24 protein-coding genes and 2 pseudogenes are annotated in these 22,015 nt (G+C 41.8%); 22 read left to right on the top strand and 4 right to left on the bottom strand.

The genetic code is table 11. The annotated features are described in order from the left end of the window. Nucleotides 1–167: 167 nt before the first annotated feature. Nucleotides 168–971, bottom strand: a complete 804-nt coding sequence (locus tag ODU37_RS01565) for a peptidylprolyl isomerase (protein ID WP_012027287.1) — start codon at nucleotides 969–971, stop codon at nucleotides 168–170. 142 nt (nucleotides 972–1,113) lie between these two features. Between ODU37_RS01565 and ODU37_RS01560 the strand changes: the two genes are divergently transcribed. The 5 genes from ODU37_RS01560 to ODU37_RS01540 all read left to right on the top strand — a co-directional run bounded on the left by ODU37_RS01560 (nucleotide 1,114) and on the right by ODU37_RS01540 (nucleotide 5,310). Further along, complete coding sequence (locus ODU37_RS01560; RefSeq protein ID WP_249562262.1) at nucleotides 1,114–1,467, top strand: DUF2500 domain-containing protein; 354 nt, start codon at nucleotides 1,114–1,116, stop codon at nucleotides 1,465–1,467. Between the two features lie 84 nt (nucleotides 1,468–1,551). Then, nucleotides 1,552–1,929 (top strand): glyoxalase/bleomycin resistance/extradiol dioxygenase family protein, encoded by a 378-nt coding sequence (locus ODU37_RS01555; RefSeq protein WP_002935876.1) that lies wholly within the window; start codon nucleotides 1,552–1,554, stop codon nucleotides 1,927–1,929. After that, a complete protein-coding gene (locus ODU37_RS01550) occupies nucleotides 1,930–2,469 on the top strand; it encodes a hypothetical protein (RefSeq protein ID WP_249562261.1) in 540 nt (179 codons plus the stop codon). Nucleotides 2,470–2,554: 85 nt separating this feature from the next. Next, on the top strand, nucleotides 2,555–4,924 hold the full coding sequence (locus ODU37_RS01545; RefSeq protein WP_105159028.1) for a DNA translocase FtsK: 2,370 nt from the start codon (nucleotides 2,555–2,557) through the stop codon (nucleotides 4,922–4,924). Then, nucleotides 4,924–5,310 carry a VOC family protein gene (locus ODU37_RS01540; RefSeq protein ID WP_172087241.1) on the top strand — a complete coding sequence of 129 codons (387 nt, stop codon included), beginning with the start codon at nucleotides 4,924–4,926 and terminating at the stop codon, nucleotides 5,308–5,310. Before ODU37_RS01545 ends, ODU37_RS01540 begins: the two co-directional genes overlap by 1 nt. Nucleotides 5,311–5,677: 367 nt before the next feature. On the opposite strand, the gene ODU37_RS01535 is transcribed toward ODU37_RS01540, so the two are convergent. After that, nucleotides 5,678–6,046 carry a DUF3397 domain-containing protein gene (locus ODU37_RS01535; RefSeq protein ID WP_105106349.1) on the bottom strand — a complete coding sequence of 123 codons (369 nt, stop codon included), beginning with the start codon at nucleotides 6,044–6,046 and terminating at the stop codon, nucleotides 5,678–5,680. 154 nt (nucleotides 6,047–6,200) lie between these two features. On the opposite strand from ODU37_RS01535, the gene rplK reads away from it, so the two are divergent. The 12 genes from rplK (at nucleotide 6,201) to ODU37_RS01475 (ending at nucleotide 15,736) form a co-directional block, all read left to right on the top strand. Further along, entirely contained in the window at nucleotides 6,201–6,626 is a 426-nt protein-coding gene (gene rplK / locus ODU37_RS01530; RefSeq protein ID WP_002935890.1) for a 50S ribosomal protein L11, read from the top strand. A 40-nt stretch (nucleotides 6,627–6,666) separates the two neighbouring features. Beyond that, nucleotides 6,667–7,356: a 50S ribosomal protein L1 gene (gene rplA / locus ODU37_RS01525; RefSeq protein WP_004194879.1), complete on the top strand. Its 690-nt coding sequence runs from the start codon at nucleotides 6,667–6,669 to the stop codon at nucleotides 7,354–7,356. Between the two features lie 104 nt (nucleotides 7,357–7,460). Further along, nucleotides 7,461–7,751 carry a hypothetical protein gene (locus ODU37_RS01520; protein ID WP_024385634.1) on the top strand — a complete coding sequence of 97 codons (291 nt, stop codon included), beginning with the start codon at nucleotides 7,461–7,463 and terminating at the stop codon, nucleotides 7,749–7,751. Between the two features lie 8 nt (nucleotides 7,752–7,759). Further along, complete coding sequence (gene yghU, locus ODU37_RS01515; RefSeq protein ID WP_105143608.1) at nucleotides 7,760–8,548, top strand: glutathione-dependent disulfide-bond oxidoreductase; 789 nt, start codon at nucleotides 7,760–7,762, stop codon at nucleotides 8,546–8,548. A 254-nt stretch (nucleotides 8,549–8,802) separates the two neighbouring features. Further along, on the top strand, nucleotides 8,803–10,443 hold the full coding sequence (locus tag ODU37_RS01510; protein ID WP_099878351.1) for a polysaccharide biosynthesis protein: 1,641 nt from the start codon (nucleotides 8,803–8,805) through the stop codon (nucleotides 10,441–10,443). Between the two features lie 166 nt (nucleotides 10,444–10,609). After that, nucleotides 10,610–11,344, top strand: coding sequence for a UMP kinase (gene pyrH / locus ODU37_RS01505; protein WP_015445263.1), 735 nt, complete (start codon nucleotides 10,610–10,612; stop codon nucleotides 11,342–11,344). A 133-nt stretch (nucleotides 11,345–11,477) separates the two neighbouring features. Then, entirely contained in the window at nucleotides 11,478–12,035 is a 558-nt protein-coding gene (gene frr / locus ODU37_RS01500) for a ribosome recycling factor (RefSeq protein ID WP_024384951.1), read from the top strand. A gap of 129 nt (nucleotides 12,036–12,164) precedes the next feature. Next, nucleotides 12,165–13,019, top strand: a complete 855-nt coding sequence (cvfB, locus tag ODU37_RS01495) for an RNA-binding virulence regulatory protein CvfB (protein WP_105121806.1) — start codon at nucleotides 12,165–12,167, stop codon at nucleotides 13,017–13,019. Between the two features lie 9 nt (nucleotides 13,020–13,028). Beyond that, complete coding sequence (locus ODU37_RS01490) at nucleotides 13,029–13,949, top strand: 2-dehydropantoate 2-reductase (protein WP_105159159.1); 921 nt, start codon at nucleotides 13,029–13,031, stop codon at nucleotides 13,947–13,949. 9 nt (nucleotides 13,950–13,958) lie between these two features. Continuing rightward, nucleotides 13,959–14,414: a DUF1801 domain-containing protein gene (locus ODU37_RS01485; RefSeq protein ID WP_105159160.1), complete on the top strand. Its 456-nt coding sequence runs from the start codon at nucleotides 13,959–13,961 to the stop codon at nucleotides 14,412–14,414. Between the two features lie 5 nt (nucleotides 14,415–14,419). Then, nucleotides 14,420–14,635 (top strand): YozE family protein, encoded by a 216-nt coding sequence (locus ODU37_RS01480; RefSeq protein WP_009910192.1) that lies wholly within the window; start codon nucleotides 14,420–14,422, stop codon nucleotides 14,633–14,635. A gap of 78 nt (nucleotides 14,636–14,713) precedes the next feature. Further along, nucleotides 14,714–15,736, top strand: coding sequence for a PhoH family protein (locus ODU37_RS01475; RefSeq protein WP_105159161.1), 1,023 nt, complete (start codon nucleotides 14,714–14,716; stop codon nucleotides 15,734–15,736). Between the two features lie 672 nt (nucleotides 15,737–16,408). On the opposite strand, the gene ODU37_RS01470 is transcribed toward ODU37_RS01475, so the two are convergent. Then, complete coding sequence (locus tag ODU37_RS01470) at nucleotides 16,409–17,557, bottom strand: cobalamin-independent methionine synthase II family protein (RefSeq protein ID WP_249562260.1); 1,149 nt, start codon at nucleotides 17,555–17,557, stop codon at nucleotides 16,409–16,411. A gap of 205 nt (nucleotides 17,558–17,762) precedes the next feature. Between ODU37_RS01470 and ODU37_RS01465 the strand changes: the two genes are divergently transcribed. Then, the gene (locus ODU37_RS01465) at nucleotides 17,763–18,929 is read left to right on the top strand and encodes an MFS transporter (protein WP_249562259.1); all 1,167 of its coding nucleotides are present in this window, start codon (nucleotides 17,763–17,765) and stop codon (nucleotides 18,927–18,929) included. 98 nt (nucleotides 18,930–19,027) lie between these two features. Here ODU37_RS01465 and ODU37_RS01460 read toward each other — a convergent pair whose 3' ends face one another. Next, nucleotides 19,028–19,198 (bottom strand): DUF3042 family protein, encoded by a 171-nt coding sequence (locus ODU37_RS01460; protein WP_012775205.1) that lies wholly within the window; start codon nucleotides 19,196–19,198, stop codon nucleotides 19,028–19,030. Nucleotides 19,199–19,266: 68 nt separating this feature from the next. On the opposite strand from ODU37_RS01460, the gene miaA reads away from it, so the two are divergent. The 4 genes and pseudogenes from miaA (at nucleotide 19,267) to ODU37_RS01440 (ending at nucleotide 22,007) form a co-directional block, all read left to right on the top strand. Then, nucleotides 19,267–20,151 carry a tRNA (adenosine(37)-N6)-dimethylallyltransferase MiaA gene (gene miaA, locus ODU37_RS01455; RefSeq protein WP_249562258.1) on the top strand — a complete coding sequence of 295 codons (885 nt, stop codon included), beginning with the start codon at nucleotides 19,267–19,269 and terminating at the stop codon, nucleotides 20,149–20,151. Beyond that, nucleotides 20,144–21,173: pseudogene (gene hflX, locus ODU37_RS01450) on the top strand (GTPase HflX); the annotation flags it as partial. The gene miaA and the pseudogene hflX, both read left to right, overlap by 8 nt. A gap of 74 nt (nucleotides 21,174–21,247) precedes the next feature. Continuing rightward, nucleotides 21,248–21,394 (top strand): annotated as a pseudogene (locus ODU37_RS01445) (GTPase HflX); the annotation flags it as partial. Further along, nucleotides 21,378–22,007 (top strand): cystathionine beta-lyase, encoded by a 630-nt coding sequence (locus tag ODU37_RS01440; protein WP_249562257.1) that lies wholly within the window; start codon nucleotides 21,378–21,380, stop codon nucleotides 22,005–22,007. The pseudogene ODU37_RS01445 and the gene ODU37_RS01440, both read left to right, overlap by 17 nt. Nucleotides 22,008–22,015 lie beyond the last annotated feature (8 nt).

Raw genomic sequence — 22,015 nt, 5'->3', positions numbered from 1 at the left:
GTAAAAATGAGGACAGGGAAGCCTTTTTATTTTGTCCAAATAGCCACTATTCTGGCAAAAAGACGGACTATCAGACCAATAAACAGAAAAAGACAAACATCAAGCGAGATGTTTGTCTTCATTCTGAGCTGGGCAAGACATCATAGAGGTCTTGCCCAGCTTCATTTTTAAAAGGTGTAATCTTTCAGAATTTCAATAGACTCAATTTTTACATCTGTTTTAGGTTTATCGCTATTGTCTGTTTCGACGGAAGCGATTTTATCCACGATGTCCATCCCTTCAATGACTTGACCAAATACGGTATGCTTGCCATCTAAGTTTGGATTGCCTCCGTTTTTATAAGCGTCAATGATTTTACCAGGATAGCTAGAACTAGAGAGTTGGCTAGACATGTCTGTTGTATTTTGATTGATGAAAAACTGACTTCCATTTGTTCCCGCGCCAGCATTTGCCATAGAAAGTGAGCCACGAATGTTATAAAGGAAAGCTGAAATCTCGTCTTTAAAACCATTCCCAGCATCAATAGTAGTATCTTTTCCGGCCCAGATAGACTCTCCACCAGTACCATTTCCAAGAGGATCGCCACCTTGAATCATGAAATCCTTAATGACACGATGGAAGATCGTTCCATTATAGTATCCTTCCTTCGCATGAGTCAGAAAGTTTTCTACAGTTAGTGGAGCTTGCTCGGGGAAGAGTTTTATAGTGATGTCGCCTTCGGTTGTTTTTATTTTAATAGCAGCCTCATTTTCACCAATTTCATTGGAAAGTTGGGGGAATGTAGCTTTAGGATTGTTAATGGCGTATGCCAAATCTTTGGCATATTGGCTAGAAGCAGTTGTATCAGCTGTCGTAGTCGAGCTTGGACTAGAGCTAGATGCTGTAGAAGATGAGCTATTAGCTGTCGAGTTGTTTGTGCAGGCAGTTAGCAAGATGCTCGAAGCTAGAGCAAGAACTAGTATTTTTTTCATTGAAAATCCTTTCTTGTCTTGTTCAAAATTATGCTCATTCTACCATGAAATATGGATTTTTTCAATTTTTATCTAGTATAAAAAGTGTATTCAAAACAATAATATGATATACTATATTTACAGATGTAAAAGGAGAATAATGATGTTTGAGAACTTGTTTGACCCAGATGGAAGCCTAGTATGGCATACGGCCCTTTTCTACAGTTTTTCCGCAATCATATTAGCGACAGTTTGTTTCCATATCATTAAAAATTTTATGGAATGGCACCACAACAATCGGGCACCCAAAGAATCTTGCAAGGCTAAGCTTGTCTCTAAACGAACCCATGTTTTTGGTAACGAAGTAGCACGAACCAATTATTATGTAACGTTTGAATGGGAGGGAAAACGGCAGGAATTTCGCCTTCGTTCAGATGAATATACCCTTTTAGCAGAGGGAGATATAGGCACTCTGCATTTTCAGGGGACTCGTTTCCTAAGTTTTGAACGGCTCTAAGAGTCGTTTTTCTTTGGAGAATATCCCTATCTAGTGTATAATGGTTTGAACACATGTTCGTACAACGCAAAAGAGGTATTTAAGATGATTCAATCAATCGGACAAGTTATGTTATATGTGAATGATATTGAGGCTTCAGCTCAATTTTGGAAAGAGAAAATGGGATTTGAACGTGTAGAAAAACAAGTGCAAGGCCCCCAAACTTCTTACATTATTGCACCTAAATCAGATAGTGAGGTACAATTTGTACTTCATGATAAGGCGGAGGTTGCTGAAATGGAGCCAGAATTAAACTTAGGTACACCATCAATCTTAATGACATCAGTAGATGTAGCCAAAACTTACGAAGAACTTGTTGAACGTGGTGTCACAACGAATCCAGTCATGGACCTTGGTTTCATGAAGGTAATTAGCTTTGCAGACAATGATGGAAATTATTACGCAATTCGTGAGGTAAAGTAAATGTCACTCCAGAATCGTGTTGAAGAAATGTATAAAGACCACGAGGTCAAACCCTATATTTCCCCCGAGCGTGACTTGGCAGCCTGGCTTTTGGAGGCCAAACCCGTTCCCAAACGCAATATGGTTCGTCTGGAAGAAGGAATTTTGCCAGGAGATATTATTTTATTATGGCGGATTAGCCTGGGTTCTTTTGAAACGACGACGCCCTACTCAAAATATTTCGAGTATATGTATGGCATCAACGGTCCTGCTCACATGGAGCAGTTGATCGCAGACGGTTATGCCTATGTGGAATCGGCCTTTGATTCCCTAGACCACATCACCTCCACTGCCAAGAAGAATATCCTCAAGGCAGAAGGCGTGACAGGCCTGTCCAAGATGAAGGCGGCAGACCTCGACACTGCCCTCAAGGACAACTTGACAGAAGAAAAGCTAGCTCCATACTTTGCTGTCCGAGGTTATGCCTTGACGGAAAAAGGCAGAGCTGCTCTCGAGAATCACCCAGAAGTCATTGACAAACACCCAAAGAAGAAGATGTAGACTGGCAAGGCTGGTCTATTTTTTCTCCCATGAAAATTCTTCCCAATTATGATAAAATAAAGAGATTGAGAAAGTTGAGGTATCTATGAGAAAGACAAGTAAAAAAGGAAAGGCTACGAGGCGACCAACCAAGGCAGAATTAGCACAGCAAGAACGTGTTAAAAATATCACCCTTCGAGTATTGGGTCTTTTATTCATTGCCTTTGCAGCCAGTCGCCTAGGTGTGTTTGGAGTGACCAGCTACAATATTTTCCGGCTATTATTTGGTAGTCTGGCCTATCTATTATTGGCAGGTACATTTATCTACCTTCTTATTCCCAAAGTCTTACGCGAAAGAGAAGGGACCATATCGGGCTTCTGGCTGATTGTTATCGGGTTATTAATTGAATTTCAGGCTTATTTAGACTGGACCTATCAAGGGAGTGACCTATTCGGTCATACTCTAAAATTGGCCTTGTCAGACCTAGCTAAGTTTCAGGTAACAGCATTTCTAGGCGGAGGGATGATTGGAGGTATCTTCTATCTGCCAGTCTCCTTCCTCTTTGCAAATGTCGGTTCCTTCTTCATCGGTCTTCTAGTGATAGCATTTGGTATCTTTTTTGTAAGCCCATGGTCTGTTTATGATGTTGCCGATGGCTTGGCGGTTGCCAAAGATAAGTTGGCGGAGACGCAGGTAAAAAGAGCAGAGCTTCGAACACAGAAGAAAGCAGAACAAGAAGAAAAACGTCAGCAAGAATTAGCTCGTCTAGAAGAGGAACGCCTTCGTCTAGAGGAAGAGGAAGAGTCAGCTCGGGCTTTGGCACTGGTAGATAGACATGTCGATTTAGAAACGGGTGAAATCCTCGAAGAAGAGCCTGTTCAAGTACCGATTATTTCAGAATATGACCACTTAGACATAGAAGATGAATTTCCTATTATGTTGGCAGAAGATGACCAACCAGCACAATCAAACTCGGCAAGCCAGGCTTCTGAACCAAATGAGTTTGAGAAGGACGAGACAGATGTGCAGATTGATTTCAAGCCTAAGCAGAGACTAGCATATAAACTTCCGTCCATAGACTTATTTGCTCCTATAAAAGCTAAGAGTCAGTCCAATGAAAAACGAATTGTTCGTCAGAATATTAAAGTTTTAGAAGACACCTTTGCCAGTTTTGGAATCAAGGTAGTAGTTGAGCGTGCTGAGATTGGACCATCGGTAACCAAGTATGAAGTCAAACCAGCAGTCGGCGTCCGTGTCAATCGGATTTCTAACCTAGCTGATGATTTGGCTCTAGCCCTTGCGGCTAAAGATGTCCGTATTGAAGCTCCTATCCCAGGAAAATCTCTGGTCGGTATTGAAGTTCCAAACTCCGAAGTGGCTACAGTACCTTTCCGTGAGCTCTGGGAACAATCTAAAACAGACCCAGACAAACTTCTGGAAATTCCTCTCGGTAAGGCAGTCAATGGTTCCGTCCGTTCCTTTAACCTAGCACGTATGCCCCATCTATTGGTGGCTGGTTCAACTGGTTCAGGGAAGTCTGTTGCTGTCAACGGTATCATCTCTTCAATTCTCATGAAAGCTGGTCCAGACCAAGTTAAGTTCATGATGATTGACCCAAAAATGGTCGAATTATCGGTCTATAATGATATTCCCCACCTATTGATTCCCGTTGTGACCAACCCACGCAAGGCTGCTCGAGCTCTTCAAAAAGTAGTGGATGAAATGGAGAAACGCTATGAGTTGTTTAGCCAGATTGGTGTCCGAAACTTGGAAGGTTATAATGCGAAGGTCGAAGAATTTAATAGCCGTTCAGAAGAAAAACAGATTCCACTTCCTCTCATTGTGGTAATCGTAGATGAGTTGGCAGACTTGATGATGGTAGCCAGCAAGGAAGTGGAAGATGCCATTATTCGCTTGGGACAGAAGGCTCGTGCAGCAGGTATCCACATGATTCTTGCTACCCAGCGACCATCTGTTGATGTTATTTCAGGTTTGATTAAAGCCAATGTACCATCTCGTATCGCCTTTGCCGTATCAAGCGGTACAGATAGTCGGACGATTCTAGATGAAAACGGTGCTGAAAAACTCTTGGGTCGCGGTGACATGCTCTTTAAACCGATTGATGAAAACCATCCAGTCCGCTTGCAAGGTTCCTTTATATCCGATGATGATGTAGAAGCAATAGTTGGCTTTATCAAGGATCAGGCAGATGCAGATTATGATGAATCCTTTGATCCAGGTGAAGTGGCAGAAGGTGATGGCGATGCAGGTTTTGGTGATGCTGGAGGAGATCCACTTTTCAACGAAGCACGTGCCTTGGTAGTTGAGACACAAAAAGCCAGCGCCTCTATGATTCAACGACGCTTGTCTGTTGGTTTTAACAGGGCAACACGCCTCATGGAAGAGCTAGAAGCAGCGGGTGTCATTGGTCCAGCTGAAGGAACAAAACCTAGAAAGGTATTGGAAACACAATAATGAAATTTGATGCAGTTCATCATATTGCAATTATCGGTAGTGACTACGACAAAACAAGAGAATTTTATGTTGAGAAACTAGGCTTTGAACAGGTGGATGAGCATATTCGCCCAGAAAAAAATGATATTCTCTTCAATGTCAAAAAAGGCAATCTGATTTTGGAAATTTTCATCAAACCAGATGCGCCAATGCGTCCTGCCCTGCCCCATCCTGAACATACAGGTCTACGCCATCTAGCCTTTCAGGTTGCAGATGTGGAAGCCTGTCTGGAAGAGTTTGACCGTTTGGACATCCGACATGAAGTCCTGCGAACAGATGATTTTGATGGTAAAAAAATGGCCTTCTTCTTTGATCCAGATGGCCTCCCTCTAGAAATTCATGAATAAGTCCATCTTTTCATGCCTAGAGAGGCCTTTCAATATGACAACTAATTAATACTCTTAGAAAATCAAAATCATACGCTGTTGACTTGATTTGATGAAGGTCAGTTCTATCTATAGTCATTTGAATTAACTTTGATACATCGTCACTTTCGGCTTGCCGTACTCTGCAGAAGTGACTTGCTTTGCAAGTTATATCTCCAACCTAGCACAGCCACTAGGCTGTGCTAGCAACCTGCACCTCAGTTCCTTGTCTGAAAGCTAATTCATTCGACTATACATCTACGTCGCCTTGTCTGATTTAGTATAAAAAGAATCCCCACTGCGCCTGCAATGGGGATTTATTATGCCATCTATGAAAGGATGGATGATTTTAGGATTTTAAAGTGAAGACCGCAATAACCAAAGCTAGATACATCAAAAAAGTCAAGATAAAACTAGCTCGCCAGAAAATCTTGAAGAAACGGCGATATAAAAAATTCTTTTTCTTTAAAAGGAAGAAACCACAAAGACCAATCGCTAGTAGTGAGAGTGCTAGGATAAGCTGAGGCAGTAGACTGTTATAGTAGGCCTTGTCCGAAATCAGATAAAATTCAATTGCATAGAGAGGAAAGGCAATGTCTGCAAAGTTCCATCCTCGGTTTTGCAACCTAAAAAACTTGACAGCAATTATCGAAATGGCCAAGGTTAGAAAGATAAATAGGAAGGCTACTATTTTTAAAAATATAATCGATTCAAACATACATTCATTCTATAAAAAATGTGAAAAAAAGTAAACCTAAAGCTTGCATTTCTTTGAAATTCGTGTATAATGAAAAGGTATGTGTAAAACACATATTTGTGGGAGGTAAAAATCTTTAATTACCGCCAAAACCACAATAGGAGGATTTTATATCATGGCTAAAAAAGTCGAAAAACTCGTAAAACTTCAAATTCCTGCAGGTAAAGCTACTCCAGCTCCACCAGTCGGTCCAGCACTTGGTCAAGCAGGTATCAACATCATGGGATTCACAAAAGAGTTTAACGCTCGTACAGCTGACCAAGCTGGTATGATCATCCCAGTAGTTATCTCTGTGTATGAAGATAAATCATTCACTTTCATCACTAAAACACCACCAGCTGCTGTTCTTTTGAAAAAAGCTGCAGGTGTTGAAAAAGGTTCAGGTACACCAAACAAAACTAAAGTTGCAACAGTTACTCGTGCACAAGTACAAGAAATTGCTGAAACTAAAATGCCTGACTTGAACGCTGCATCTCTTGAAGCTGCAATGCGTATGATCGAAGGTACTGCTCGTTCTATGGGATTCACTGTTACTGACTAAGTAGCGCCCAAGATTATCTGATTACAAGGAGACATATAACATGGCTAAAAAAAGCAAAAACTTGCGTGCTGCTCTTGAAAAAATCGACAGCACAAAACTTTACAGCGTAGAGGAAGCTGTTGCTCTTGCAAAAGAAACTAACTTCGCTAAATTTGATGCGTCAGTTGAAGTTGCTTACAACTTGAACATCGACGTACGTAAAGCAGACCAACAAATCCGTGGTGCAATGGTATTGCCAAATGGTACTGGTAAAACTTCACGCGTTCTTGTTTTCGCACGTGGTGCTAAAGCAGAAGAAGCAAAAGCTGCTGGTGCAGACTTTGTTGGTGAAGACGACCTCGTTGCTAAAATCAACGGTGGTTGGTTGGACTTCGACGTTGTTATCGCAACTCCAGATATGATGGCTGTTGTTGGACGTCTTGGTCGTGTACTTGGTCCACGTAACTTGATGCCAAACCCTAAAACTGGTACAGTAACAATGGATGTTGCTAAAGCAGTTGAAGAGTCTAAAGGTGGTAAAATCACTTACCGTGCTGACAAAGCAGGTATCGTACAAGCTCTTATCGGTAAAGTATCATTTGACGCTGACAAACTCGTTGAAAACTTCAAAGCTTTCCACGATGTAATGGCTAAAGCTAAACCAGCTACAGCTAAAGGTACTTACATGACTTCAGTATCTATTACAACAACACAAGGTGTTGGTATCAAAGTTGATCCTAACTCACTTTAATCAATAGAAAGATTGTCTTAGGGCAATCTTTTTTTTGAGATTTTCTTGACAAGCACTTAATTTCGATTTATACTATATTCAATTTACATAAAAGGAGTTATCCGATGAAAGTAGCAGAGAAAGAAGAGCTTTATAAATACCTTTCTGCAGCCTACAACCTTCCGCAGGAAGCATTTTCAGAAGCCCTGCGTGAAAAAATATTGGAGGTGGCAGGTCAGCTGGACAAGGAGGAAAATCTCTATATACTGGCAGGACACTTAAGTCGCTTTATCAATGCAGAGTTAACAGCTCTGACTTGCCGATCGCCTAAGGAATTGGTGCAACTAGCCCATTACCTTCAAGAGGTTCAAAACCATTATCGCTATGCTAGTCTTTTTCCAGGAAAGGTAAAATAGGAGAAAACATGACAGAATATACAAAACCACTCGTTTGGAAGTGGGAAGATGAAAATGACAACCGATCTGGCAACCGTCCAACAGCAGGTAGTCGTTTTGAGCAAGCTTTACCAAAAGGAGAGAAGTCTTTCCAAGTCTATTCATTGGGGACGCCGAATGGCATTAAGGTTGCTATTATGTTGGAGGAGTTGAAAGAGTTAGGTATTTCAGAAGCTGAATATGACCTCTTTCTCATCAATATCGGTCAAGGAGACCAATTTGGCTCCGATTTTGTTGCCATCAACCCCAACTCCAAAATACCAGCTATGGTAGATTATTCCGAGCAAGAACCGATTTCGGTCTTTGAATCAGCCAATATTCTCCTCTACTTGGCAGAAAAGTTTGAGGCCTTCCTACCAAAAGCTTGGGCAGAGCGGACAGAGGTTCTTAATTGGCTCTTCTGGCAAACTGGCGCCGCTCCATTTGTTGGTGGAGGATTTGGACATTTCTTCCATTACGCTCCGACAGCGCAAGAATATCCGATTAATCGCTATACAATGGAAACTAAGCGTCAGCTGGATCTCTTGGATCAGCTATTGGCGACAAGAGAATATATAGCTGGAAATACCTATACCATCGCAGATATTGCTATTTGGTCTTGGTATGGTCGCTTGGTGCAAGGAGAACTATATCCAGGTTCGGCAGAATTTTTAGATGTTGATTCTTACAAGCATCTAAAGACCTGGGTAGAGAAAATAGCTCAGCGCCCAGCTGTACAACGAGGGTTGACAGTGAAATATCATTCAATTGATAATTAATTGACTTGCCCACCTTATGGGTGGGTTTTTCTTTTACTTTGGTATGATAAAAGTTTATAATGAAAGAGTTAGACTTTGTGAAAATCCAAAAATAGAAATTAATAATTGATACTCAATGAAAATCAGAATTAGACTAGGCGACGTAGATGCAGATAGAACTGAAGTTCACCAAATCAAGTCAACAACGTCTGATTTTGATTTTCGAAGAGTATGAGTTTTTCCTGTCTTATATTTACATAGAAAGTAATAGAAAAATGTCCGAAAAAGTTGAAATGCAGCAGTCCAAAGAACAGGCGACAATGGCCAGAGGCTTGGCTTGGTTGACTGCTGGAAATATTCTTAGTCGCCTGCTTGGTGTTGCCTATGTTATTCCCTGGTATATTTGGTTAGGGGAATATCGAGCTGAAGCCAATGCCCTCTTTAGTATGGGGTATCAAATCTATGCCAACTTCTTATTGATTTCAACAGCTGGTCTTCCGACAGCTATTGCTAAACAAGTAGCTAAATACAATGTCTTGGGTAAAGAAGAGGTGTCGCTTTACTTGGTCAGAGAATTCTTCAAGCTCATGTTGGTCTTTGGAGCTGTCTTTGCAGGGGTCATGTATCTAAGTGCTCCGTGGTTGGCAGACGCATCGGGGTCGAAGGAAAAGTTACTTCCAGTCATGTATAGTCTAGTCCCGCCTCTCTTTATCTTCCCAGCCATGAGTATCTTGCGTGGTTTTTTCCAAGGTCGGCACGATATGAAGCCCTATGCGATCAGCCAGCTTGCAGAGCAGCTGGTACGGGTTATCTGGATACTGGCAGCAACATTTATGATTATGAAGTTGGGTAGCGGTGACTATCTTGAAGCAGTTGTCCAATCTACCTTTGCAGCTTTTGTCGGGATGATTGCTAGTGTTGGGATTTTAGTTTATACTTTATGGAAGCAAGGTTACCTTGGTAAGTTGCTTCATGCTAAGAAACAAAAGATTTCTTTGGATACAGGTCAACTTATTAAGGAAACTGTTCGAGATGCGATTCCAATTATCATTTTAGGTCTAACGATTCAATTATTGCAGTTTATTGACCAAGTCACCTTTATTCGTGTTATGGAAAGAATTACGGATTACAGTAATTCGGAACTTTTGGAACTTTATTCATATATGGCTGCCAATCCAAGTAAGATTACGATGATGATTATCGGGATTTCACTGAGTTTGGGAAGTGTTGCTATTCCATTGATTACAGAGAAATTTGTCAAGAAAGATTTGAAGGCGGCGTCTCATTTAGTGGCGGATAATCTACAGTTACTCTTTATATTCACTATACCGGCAATTGTTGGAACAGTCCTGTTAGCTGGGCCACTCTATACGATTTTTTACGGACCGTCAGAGCCTATCGCCATTACTCTATTCATTTGGAACTTATTTTTAATTTTACCTCTGGGACTATATTCTGTCATTAGTGTGGTCATTCAAGCGATATTTGAAAATAGAAGAGCCATTTATTATTTCTTGATTGGGATGCTAGTGAAAATCGTTTTACAAGTACCAATGATCTATGTCTTTAAGGTATATGGTAGCTTTATCTCAACGATATTTGGGTTGGGAATTATGCTGTACCTCTTCTATAGACGAATTGACAAGGTTCTGCATATTGATGAAAGACTAGTGATAAAAGATATTGCGACCATTAGTTGGATTTCTATCGTAATGGGACTCATTGTATGGGGGATTGAATTTGTCCTGAATCTTATCCTTCCAGCAAATGGCTATGTATCTAGCTTTATCCACTTGGTTGTTGCAGGTGGAGCAGGTATGCTTGTCTTTGTCATCTTGACCTTGAAGACTCGTCAGCTAGATCGTTTAATTGGAAGTCGGGCTCAGAGTTTACGTAGGAAATTGCGCCTAGGCTAGTTTGTTTTAAAAATCTCTATTTTCTACTATTGAAAAGCTGGGAAAAAGAGGCGTTTTAGAATGTGAGAAGGAAAGTTCGTTGAGGATTTTCCTTTTTTCTTGGAGATTTCAGTATAAAAAAAACGGTTTTTGTGGTAGAATAGTAGGGATAAAAAAGAGGAGAGAGATGATGAAACCTAAATACGAACGTATTCTAATCAAACTATCTGGTGAGGCCTTGGCTGGTGAACGTGGTGTCGGTATTGACCTTAAAACTGTTCAGGAAATGGCAAAGGAAATTCAGGAAGTCGCAGAATCAGGTATTCAGATTGCCCTTGTTATTGGTGGTGGTAACCTTTGGCGTGGAGAACCTGCTGCTGAAGCGGGTATGGATCGAGTTCAAGCAGACTATACAGGCATGTTGGGGACTGTTATGAATGCTCTTGTAATGGCTGATTCCCTTAAACAGCTTGGTGTGGATACACGTGTGCAGACAGCGATTGCGATGCAGTCAGTTGCAGAGCCTTATATTCGTGGTCGTGCTCTTCGTCATCTTGAAAAAGGTCGCATTGTTATTTTTGGAGCTGGTATTGGTTCTCCGTACTTCTCAACGGATACGACAGCAGCTCTTCGTGCTGCAGAAATTGAAGCAGATGCGATTTTGATGGCTAAAAATGGTGTGGATGGCGTCTACAATGCTGATCCGAAGAAAGATGCTAATGCAGTTAAATTCAATGAATTGACCCACCGTGAAGTGATTAGTCGTGGTTTGAAAATCATGGATGCGACAGCATCAACTCTCTCAATGGACAATGATATTGATTTGGTCGTGTTCAATATGAATGAACCAGGAAATATTAAACGTGTTGTCTTCGGTGAGCCAATCGGTACTACCGTTTCAAATTCTTCAGAAGAAAAATAAATCATATCGTCATTTAGTTTTTCTTTTATTACTTCGTTAATTCGCCTTGCCTAACTTCAGTTATGCCTGTGGCTCGTTGCCTAGTACTAAAAGTAAACTAAAAGACTATAAAAAATACAAAGAAGGAAGTCTTATGTCTAAAGAAATTATTGCTAAAGCGCAAGAGCGCATGAACCAATCTCATCAGAGTTTGGCACGTGAATTCAGCCACATTCGTGCTGGCCGTGCCAATGCTAGTTTGTTGGACCGTATTTCAGTTGAGTACTACGGTTCTCCAACGCCATTGAACCAGTTGGCTGGTATTACAGTGCCAGAAGCGCGTGTTCTATTGATTACTCCATTTGATAAGTCAATCTTGAAGGATATTGAGCGTGCTTTGAACGCTTCAGATCTTGGTTTGACGCCTCAATCTGATGGTACTGTTATCCGTTTGGTTATTCCTGCCCTTACAGAGGAAACTCGTAAGAACTTGGCGAAGGATGTGAAAAAAGTTGGCGAAAATTCAAAAGTTGCTATCCGTAATATCCGTCGTGATGCCATGGATGAAGCCAAAAAAGCTGAAAAAGCAAAAGAAATCACTGAAGACGAATTGAAGTCACTTGAAAAAGATATTCAAAAAGTAACAGATGATGCTATCAAAACAATTGATAAAATGACTGCCGACAAAGAAAAAGAATTGTTGGAAGTTTAATCAACACGTTTTTAGGCTATAACAACAGATCATCACCGGTCTGTCTAACTTCCAGTGGTGTATCAATAAGAAATCTAATGGAGGGGAGTTAGACAGACTCCCCCTTTTTTAATCAGAAAGAAGAAAATCATGAATGATTTATTAGCACAGTATATCGTTGGCTTAGTGACTGACGAAAATGATCAGTTTTACTTTGTCCAAAAAGAGGGTAGAACCTTTGCTCTTTCTAAGGATGAAGGAGAACATAGTCTAGGTCAATCTGTTAAGGGATTTGCCTATACCGATATGAAACAAAAACTCCGTTTGACAACTAAGGAAGTTGGGGCGAGTCGTACCAGCTTTGGTTGGGGAACTGTCACAGAGGTACGTAAGGATTTGGGTGTCTTTGTGGATACAGGTCTACCAGACAAGCAAGTGGTTGTTTCCTTGGACATTTTGCCTGAAATCAAGGAACTCTGGCCGAAAAAAGGGGATCAGTTGTACGTCAAATTAGACGTCGATAAGAAGGACCGTATTTGGGCTCTGCCAGCTTTTCAAGAAGATTTTCAGAAAATGGCTGGACCTGCTTATGATAATATGCAAAATCAAAATCTGCGAGCGATTGTCTATCGTTTGAAAATGAATGGTACTTTTGTTTATTTGCCAGACAACAACATGCTTGGTTTTATCCACCCAAGTGAACGATTTGCGGAACCACGTCTGGGTCAGGTTTTGGAGGCGCGTGTCATCGGCTACCGTGCAGTTGATCGGACCTTGAACTTGTCTCTCAAGCCACGTTCATTTGAGATGCTGGAAAATGATGCTCAGATGATATTGACTTATCTGGAAAGCAATGGAGGTTTCATGACCTTGAATGATAAGTCTGCTCCGGAAGACATCAAGGCCATCTTTGGTATTTCCAAAGGGCAATTCAAAAAAGCTCTAGGTGGTTTGATGAAGGCTGGAAAAATTAAACAGGATTCTTTTGGAACAGAGTTGGTATAGGGGGCGTCTATGCTAGTATATATTGCTGGTAGTGGAGCAATGGGGTGTCGGTTTGGTTATCAATTGTCTAAGACAAATCATGAAGTGATTTTGCTGGATAATTGGGAAGAGCATATCGAAGCGATTCGAGAAAACGGCTTGAAAGTGACTGGAGATGTAGAGGAAACGATACAGCTGCCCATCATGAAACCGACCGAAGCAACGAGAGAAGCAGATTTTATCATTCTACTGACAAAGGCTGATCAGTTGCCAAAGATGTTGCGGGATATTAAACCGATTATCGGTCCAACTACCAAGGTTTTAAGTCTCTTGAATGGTTTGGGGCATGCGACGACCATGCGTCGGTACGTGCCAGATGAAAGTATCATGGTTGGAGTGACCATGTGGTTGGCGGGACTAAAGGGTCCTGGACATGCTCATTTAGAAGGTCCGGGTTCTATCTCCGTTCAGCATATTCTTGGTGATGAGCAATCAGTTGCGGATATTATTGAAATGCTGAATGAAGCTGGGCTAAATGTGACCTATGACAATCATGTTGTCAGCGCCATTTGGCAGAAAGCCTGTGTCAATGGTGTGATGAATCCAACTTGTACCATTTTAGACTGTACAATTGGTGAATTATTTGGTACGGAGGCTGGACTGAATCTAGTACAGGGGATTTTCAAAGAATTTATTGCTGTTGCTAAGTCTGAGGCAGATGGAATTGACGAAGAAGCTATTTGGAAATATGTTATTGATGCTTCGAAGAAGGCTTCCAATCACTATCCATCTATGCACCAGGACTTGGTCCAACACGGTCGAAAGACAGAAATTGATTATCTGAATGGAGCAGTTGTTTTTAAGGGCAAACGTGCAGGTATTCCTACGCCATACTGTCAGATGATAACAGATATGATTCATGCCAAGGAAAGTATGTTGGGGTTGAGATAGGAGAAAGTCATGCTGATTGAAGTGGACACGATTGAAGAATATATGGCTGCCTTGCCTGAAAATCGGAAGGAAGCAGTTGAACGACTCCATCAAGTGATTGTGGAACAGTTACCAGCTGGTTTTGAAGTAGGCATCTTGGGAGGTATGATTAACTATTATGTGCCGCTTGCTGCCTACCCCGATGGTTATCATTGCACACCGGGAGAGCCCCTGCCATTCCTTTCCTTGGCATCACAAAAGGCACACATCGCCCTCTACCACATGGGAATCTATATGGACCAAGAATTGAATGATTGGTTCGTTGCTGCTTATCAAGCACAGGTGCCTACCAAACTGGATATGGGCAAGTCCTGTGTTCGTATGAAAAATCCCAAGAATATTCCTTATGAATTGATTGGGGAATTGGTTAGTAAGATGTCTATGGAGCGCTATATAGAGCTCTACGAAAAAAATCATAGAAAGTAGATGTAGTGAGAAGAAGTTTTTATTCTTGGTTGATGACCCAGCGCAACCCGAAAAGTAATGAACCAGTAGCTATCTTAGCAGATTATGCCTTTGATGAATCTGATTTTCCTAAGCAATCAGATAATTTCGATGAAGTCAGTCGTTTTTTGGAGGAATCGGCCAGCTTTGCCTTTTCCATGTCTGATTTTGATGCGATTTGGGAAGATTATTTGGGACATTGATGGATAAAATAGTACAAAATAGCCTTGTTTGGGCTATTTTTGTTATAATAGAGAAAAGCACAGGAAAAGGAGCAACTCTTGCTAGAACATTCAATTGATATTCAACTCAAGCATCCAGATGATTCGTTTAGCCTATTTGGTTCGAATGAACGCCATCTGAGATTGATGGAACAGGAACTAGGTGTGGTTATTCATGCTCGTACGGAAAAAGTGCAGGTGATTGGACAGGAAGAACATGTAGAACAGGCACGTCTTGTTATCCAGTCTCTCCTTGTCTTGGTGAGTCGTGGTTTGGTTATCAATACACCAGATGTGGTCACAGCTATTTCCATGGCAAAAAATGATGAGATAGAGAAATTCGTTGCCCTCTATGAAGAAGAGATTATCAAGGACAACTATGGCAAACCCATTCGCGTAAAGACTCTTGGACAAAAACTCTACGTGGACAGCGTAAAGCGTCATGACATCGTGTTTGGAATCGGTCCTGCTGGTACAGGTAAGACCTTCTTGGCGGTTACTCTAGCTGTAACAGCCCTCAAGCGGGGACAGGTCAAACGCATTGTCCTGACCCGTCCTGCGGTCGAGGCAGGCGAAAGTTTAGGCTTTTTACCAGGGGACTTAAAAGAAAAAGTAGACCCCTATTTGCGTCCTGTCTATGATGCCCTCTACCAGATTTTGGGCAAGGAGCAGACCACGCGCCTAATGGAGCGCGAGATTATCGAAATTGCACCGCTGGCCTATATGCGTGGTCGGACTTTGGAAGATGCCTTTGTCATCTTGGATGAGGCACAAAACACCACCATTATGCAGATGAAGATGTTCCTAACCCGTCTGGGCTTTAATTCCAAGATGATTGTCAATGGGGACATTAGCCAGATTGACCTGCCACGCAAGGTTAAGTCAGGCTTAATTGATGCGACGGAGAAGTTGAGTAAAATACCGCAGATTGATTTCGTGCATTTTTCAGCCAAGGATGTGGTTCGTCACCCAGTTGTTGCCCAGATTATTAACGCTTACGAGCAGGAGGCACTGGCTGGGGACGGTCGAGCAAGTTTTGAAACGATTTGGGAGCCTAGTCGGAAATACAATGGTGAAGAGTAGTTGTTTCATTGGCTGATATATAAAAGAATTGTGATGCTAGTTACATTTTATATACAATAAAAGCCCAAATGGACGATACTGTAAGTGACGAAACAAACAGGAGTTTAGTCCAAATGAGCGACTTACAGCATATCGTAAAATCACATCGTACAGCAAATATCAACTATTTGTCACAAGTTATACAAAGCCTATTGCCCGACTCCCTTGAAGCATTGTCACAATGTTGCTTTGTCTAAGGTATCAGATAAATCTATGCAAATATTGCTAGTACTTCCAGTTAGTTGGATTAGAGATTAAATTTCAACGCCATTTTCGAACCAGCCCTCATTGTAGCGGATAGAGGTCATAAAACCTATAACTTTATGGATTGTTACCAATAAAGAGGCTGGTTCTATCTGATTCGGATTCGAGATGGGAAAAGCAGCATGAAATCGAGTTTTACTCACTTTCTTTTCGCATGTTCGGCACCGATAAGTATGAAACCCTCGTGGCCAATTGTGATAAACCTGTAGACTATACAAAAAGCCTCCTTTTGTGTTATCTGAACATAAAAATCCCAAGTATTACATCGGAAAAATACTTGGGATTAGATATCATAGATTAACTAATCAGAGTTAACTTAGAGACATTGATTGATGACAGGGCTTTTATGCACGAATAACAAGAAGTGGCTTAAGACCAAAACTTCTCTGCAATTTCTTGGCCTTGTTTAATTTTTACCCACTGTTGCGGGATGGCCAATTCATTACCTGAATCACATGAAGCGAATCCACATTGATGTGACAAGTAGAGACGCTCTTTTGGAATAATCTTGCTTGCTTCCTCGAGTAATTTGTAAACACGCTCTTCATCATCCAAATCAGAAGTTTTACTTGAAAGTAGACCAAGAACGACTTCGACATTCTTATCACGCAAGCTTTCCAAAGCTTTTAAATCACCTGCACATTCATCATCCCACTCAAGGAAGAATCGATCGTATTTTTGGTCACGCAGGAATTTTTCAGCAATAGCTTCGTAAGTTCCGCCAGCTGCTGATCGACTTTCATAGTTACCACGGCAGTTGTGCGTCCAGACGGTCAAGCCAATTTCATGTCCGTAATCAATAACAGCATTATTGATAGCAACAAACTCGTCAGCCAAGGCAGCCAATGCTTCAGAATCGTCTTGTGGCAAGAAAGGTGCAGGGTTAGCAGGGTCGAATAATTCCCAAAGGCAGTCATCAAATTGAACGATTTGTCCACCAGCTTCCTTGTACTGATCTAAAAATTCTCTATAGGCAGCCAATAAACCTTCTTTCAAATCCTCACGTGTTTTATAAACTTGGTCTGGACCGACTTGACCATTGAAGAGAACAAGCTCGGTAAAGGCATGGGCAGGTCCCCATACAGTTAACTTTGTATCAGTTTCACCAGCTAGTTCTTTAACTTTTTTATAAATGTCAATGAAATGGTGATTTTTTGCTGAAAGAGGACCGGTGATACGTAATCCAATATCCTTACGTGTTTCAAAAATTTGTCCATCATGGTCTTTAAAAGGATAACCATGCTCAGCAATGTAACGCTCGATACCATCGAAGCCCCAGACAAAGTCAAGATGCCACATTGATTTTGAAAACTCACCGTCTGTTACAATATCAATACCATTTGCTTTTTGTTCAGCGACAATCGCTTCGATAGTTGCAGCTTCAGTTTCTTGATAGCCATCAAAGGCGTCGTAGAATGGGTATTGGATATTGTCACGATGCTCAATTTTACGTTTAAATTCTCCTAAGTTTGCTGGTCGAAGAAGTGAACCGACTAATTGGAATCTTGAAGTTGTCATATATGTCTCTCTCTCTTTCTTTCGTTTTAGTGATGAACCTATTCTAACTCATAAGCTATCATTTGAAAAATAGTTATTTTCATGGCAAATCCATAGTTAAAAACTATAACTAGAAAAAAATAGACGGAAATAACTTTCTATCATTTGTCAACTATGGTATAATCAAAAGTGCTGAAATCCGAACATTAGGAGACTTAGGAGAAAAATGAAAAAACAATCACCCTTTATAATTGCAGGAATCGTCATGCTAGGGGTCGTGATGCGTGCCCCCTTTACAGCTTTACCTGCTATTTTGACAGATGTGGCAGCAGGACTGGGAGTAGAAGTGAGTTCATTAGGAATTTTAACCTCTATTCCGCTCATCATGTTTGCTCTCTGTTCATCCTTAGCACCGCGTCTTGCGGCTAAGTTTGGCATGGAAAAACTAATGGCCCTGGTCTTACTGGTCATGGTGCTTGGTTCAGGGATGCGAGTTCTCAACTTACCAGCCCTTTACATTGGTACTATGCTTGTTGGTGCTACAATAGCGTTTATTAATGTTTTGCTACCAAGTTTGGTTGCGGCTAATTTTCCAAAGAAAATTGGTCTGTATACGACGATTTATATCACTCTCATGGGGGTGGCGGCAACAGTTGCATCCATGATTGCTGTTCCAATTGTATCCTCTAGTTCTTGGGAATTTTTTATTCTATTAATTACAGGATTGGTGTTTATGGCTTTCCTAATCTGGTTGCCTAATGTAAAAAATAACCATCGATTTGCAAGTGAGAACCAAGGAAAACAGAAATCATCTATCTGGAAAAATAAAGCAGCGATTGCCTTTTTGATATTTGGTGGGCTACAATCAGTCCTCTACTATACAGAGATTACCTGGTTGCCAACTATTTCTCAATCAGTTGGCTTTAGTAAGGCAGAAGCAGGTCTAATGGCTGGTTTCTTTAATATGACAGCTATTCCCATGTCAATGATTATCCCAGCTGTTCTTTCCCGTCAGACAAAAGAAATGCGTCGAAATATCATGCTGGCTATTTCATCTGTTACCTTGCTTGGCTTGGCTATGATGGCATTGATTCCGACCAACCTCATTCTTTGGTCAGCACTTCACATTATTTTAAGTTTTTCAAATGCAGCGCTCTTCCCTTATATGATGTTGAGTTTTACTTTGAAAACAAGCAACAGCCAGGCTACTGCTCAGCTATCAGGAATGGTGCAGACAGGTGGCTATCTCATTGCAGCATTTGGACCAGGCCTTCTCGGTTATAGCTATCCAATCTTCGGAAACTGGATGCCATTGATTTTTGCTCTGGCTATCGTCACACTTGCCATGATGTGGACTATTGTTCTCATTGAAAGAGAAGATATTATTTTATAAAGTATAATCCCTTAAGAAGGCTGGCATTTTTCTGTGAAAATGGCAGAGCTTCTAAGGGATTTTTTGTCAAACAAAAAAGCTGGACTCCTGCCAGCTTTTTAATGTGCTACACGTTTACGAGCAGCTTTTTTACGATTTTCCTCAATGAAGGCTTCTTTCTTTTCTTCTGGTTCAATGATTGTTTTGTGAACAGTGAAGACTGCGCCTGCTGCAAGAGCAACTGTAGAAAGAACACCTGTCAAGAAACCTTTACCAAAACCTTTAGCCATAGTTATTTCTCCTTTACTTGTGTTATAATAGATTTTAGCGAAAAAACAAAATATTTTCAAGGAAAAAGATGAAAACTAAAGTTATTGTGGTCATTGGACCAACTGCGGTAGGAAAAACTGCTTTAGGAATTGAATTGGCCCAGCGCTACAAGGGAGAAATTATCAGCGGTGATAGCCAGCAAGTCTATCGAAAACTGGATATTGGTACGGCAAAGGCTAGCCCAGAAGAGCAGGCTGCTGCGGTTCATCACCTGATTGATGTCCGGGATGTGACCCAGGGCTATTCGGCTTATGAATTTGTAGCAGAAGCCAAGGCTTTAATTGCAGACATTACTAGTCGTGGTAAGCTGTCTATTATTGTGGGTGGGACAGGCCTTTATATCCAAAGTCTGTTGGAAGGCTACCATCTGGGCGGTCAAGTTGACCAAGAGCAAGTTCTGACTTATCGGGCGGAACTCGACTGCTTGTCTGACGAGGTTTTGGAAGCAATGGCAGAGCAGGCAGATTTGATGGTCGAGGGAAACAGCCGACGGAGAATCATTCGTGGGTTAGAGTTGAAAAAATTTGGCAAAAACTTAGAAAATACAGAGTCAGAATATGAGCCTCTTTACATCTGCCTGACGGATGACAGACAGGTTCTTTACGACCGCATCAATCAGCGAGTGGATAAGATGATGGCGGTGGGCTTACTAGATGAAGTTGGCTGGCTCTACCAAGAACACCCAGAAGCCCAAGCTGCTATGGGAATTGGCTACAAGGAGTTTTTCCCCTACTTTGCAGGTCAAATCAGCCTAGAAGAAGCAATTGAAAAGGTCAAGCAAAATAGCCGCCGCTTCGCCAAACGCCAATTGACCTGGTTCAGAAATCGGATGCAGGTTCCCTTTTATTCAGTAGGCGAGCCAGATTACAAGTTGCAGATTTTCACCGCCGTGGAGGAATTTTTAAATGATTGAAACACAGAAAGAACAAGAACGCGCCCTCCTGGTCGGAGTGGAACTACAGCAAACAGATAATTTTGACATGTCCATGGAGGAGTTGGCAAGCCTGGCAAAGACGGCTGGCGCTCTTGTCAAGGGAGTCTACACTCAAAAACGTGAAAAATACGACAGCAAGACCTTTGTCGGCTCAGGGAAACTAGAAGAAATTTCCCAGATGGTCGAAGCTGACGAGATTGATACGGTCATTGTCAATAACCGACTGACGCCCCGTCAGAATGTCAATTTGGAGGAGATTCTGGGGGTTAAGGTCATTGATCGTATGCAGTTGATTTTGGATATTTTTGCCATGCGAGCACGGAGCCACGAGGGAAAACTACAGGTCCACTTGGCCCAGCTCAAGTACATGTTGCCACGCTTGGTTGGACAAGGTATCATGCTCAGCCGTCAGGCGGGTGGTATCGGTTCTCGTGGACCAGGTGAAAGCCAGTTGGAGCTCAACCGTCGAAGCATTCGCAACCAGATTCACGACATCGAACGCCAGCTCAAAACGGTGGAGAAGAACCGAGCGACTGTCCGTGAACGCCGTCTGCAATCAGGCGTGTTCAAGATTGGCTTGATTGGCTATACCAATGCTGGTAAATCCACCATTATGAATGCCATGACCGACAAGCGACAGTACGAGGCGGACGAACTCTTTGCGACACTTGATGCCACGACCAAGCAGATTAACTTGGCTGACAAGTTCAACGTGACACTGACTGATACGGTTGGTTTCATTCAGGACCTGCCGACTGAGTTGATTTCTGCCTTCAAGTCCACCTTGGAGGAGTCTATGAATGTGGACCTCTTGCTCCATGTCATCGATGCTTCTGACCCCAATCACAGCGAGCAGGAGCAGGTAGTCTTGGATATTTTGAAAGACCTGGATATGCTGGATATTCCACGTCTAGCTCTCTACAACAAGTTGGACAAGACCGATGACAACTTTACCCCTAGTCAGTTTCCTCATGTCATGTTGTCTGCTAAGGATGAAAATGCCAAAGGCCATATTCAGATGATGGTCTTGGCCAAGATTAAGACCATGTTTGAACGGTTTGAGGTCAGGGTCCCACTAGCTGAAGCTTACAAGTTGCACGATTTAGCTACTCTAGCTCTGATAGAAAATCGGACCTACGAAGAGGATGTGGAAGTGGTATCAGGCTATATCGCTTCCAGCAATAAATGGAAGTTGGAAGAATTTTATGACGGATTATCTTGATTTGGCAATCAAATACGGTGGCTTTACCAGTCTGGACAAGGTCTATCTGGCTAAGAAATTAGCTGATTTGACTGACCAACAAAAACTAGATTTTATCACGCCACCGCCTTCGGTTATCAATGCTTATTTTGCGGAAATCTACCAGAAACAAGGAGCAGAAGAGGCGACGGACTACTATCTCACTCTATCTCAGCAGCTGAGCCTTTTTCCAAAAGAACCCAGCTTTGCTGAAGACAAGCCCTTTGTCCGCCTGAATTTATCTGGTAAGTCTTTCGGATTTGCCTATGTGTCGGCGGACGGTCTGGCTCAGGTTTTTTCGGAAGGAGTAGAGGAAGTGACGGATAGCTTGCTCTTTGAAATCGCCCAAGTCTTTCCACACTATGCCGTCTTTGTGGAGGAGGACAAGATTTTCATGAAAGTCAATCCCTTTGAGGAAGCCGAGTTAGAGGAAGTTGAAACAGACTACCTTTTGACCCAAGTGGCGACAGCGAAAGGTTTGGTCAAGATTTCAGGCTTTAATCAGGAAGAAGTGCGGGAAGTGGCGGACGGCTATGCTGGTCAGTATTACTATGTCTGGTCGGGTCGCTCTGCAATTTTATATATAAAACATTAGAAAGTAAA

It is taken from the genome of Streptococcus sp. 2021WUSS109 (assembly GCF_044427305.1).
GTDB classification, from domain to species: domain Bacteria; phylum Bacillota; class Bacilli; order Lactobacillales; family Streptococcaceae; genus Streptococcus; species Streptococcus suis.
This window is presented reverse-complemented; position numbering and strand designations above follow the sequence as displayed.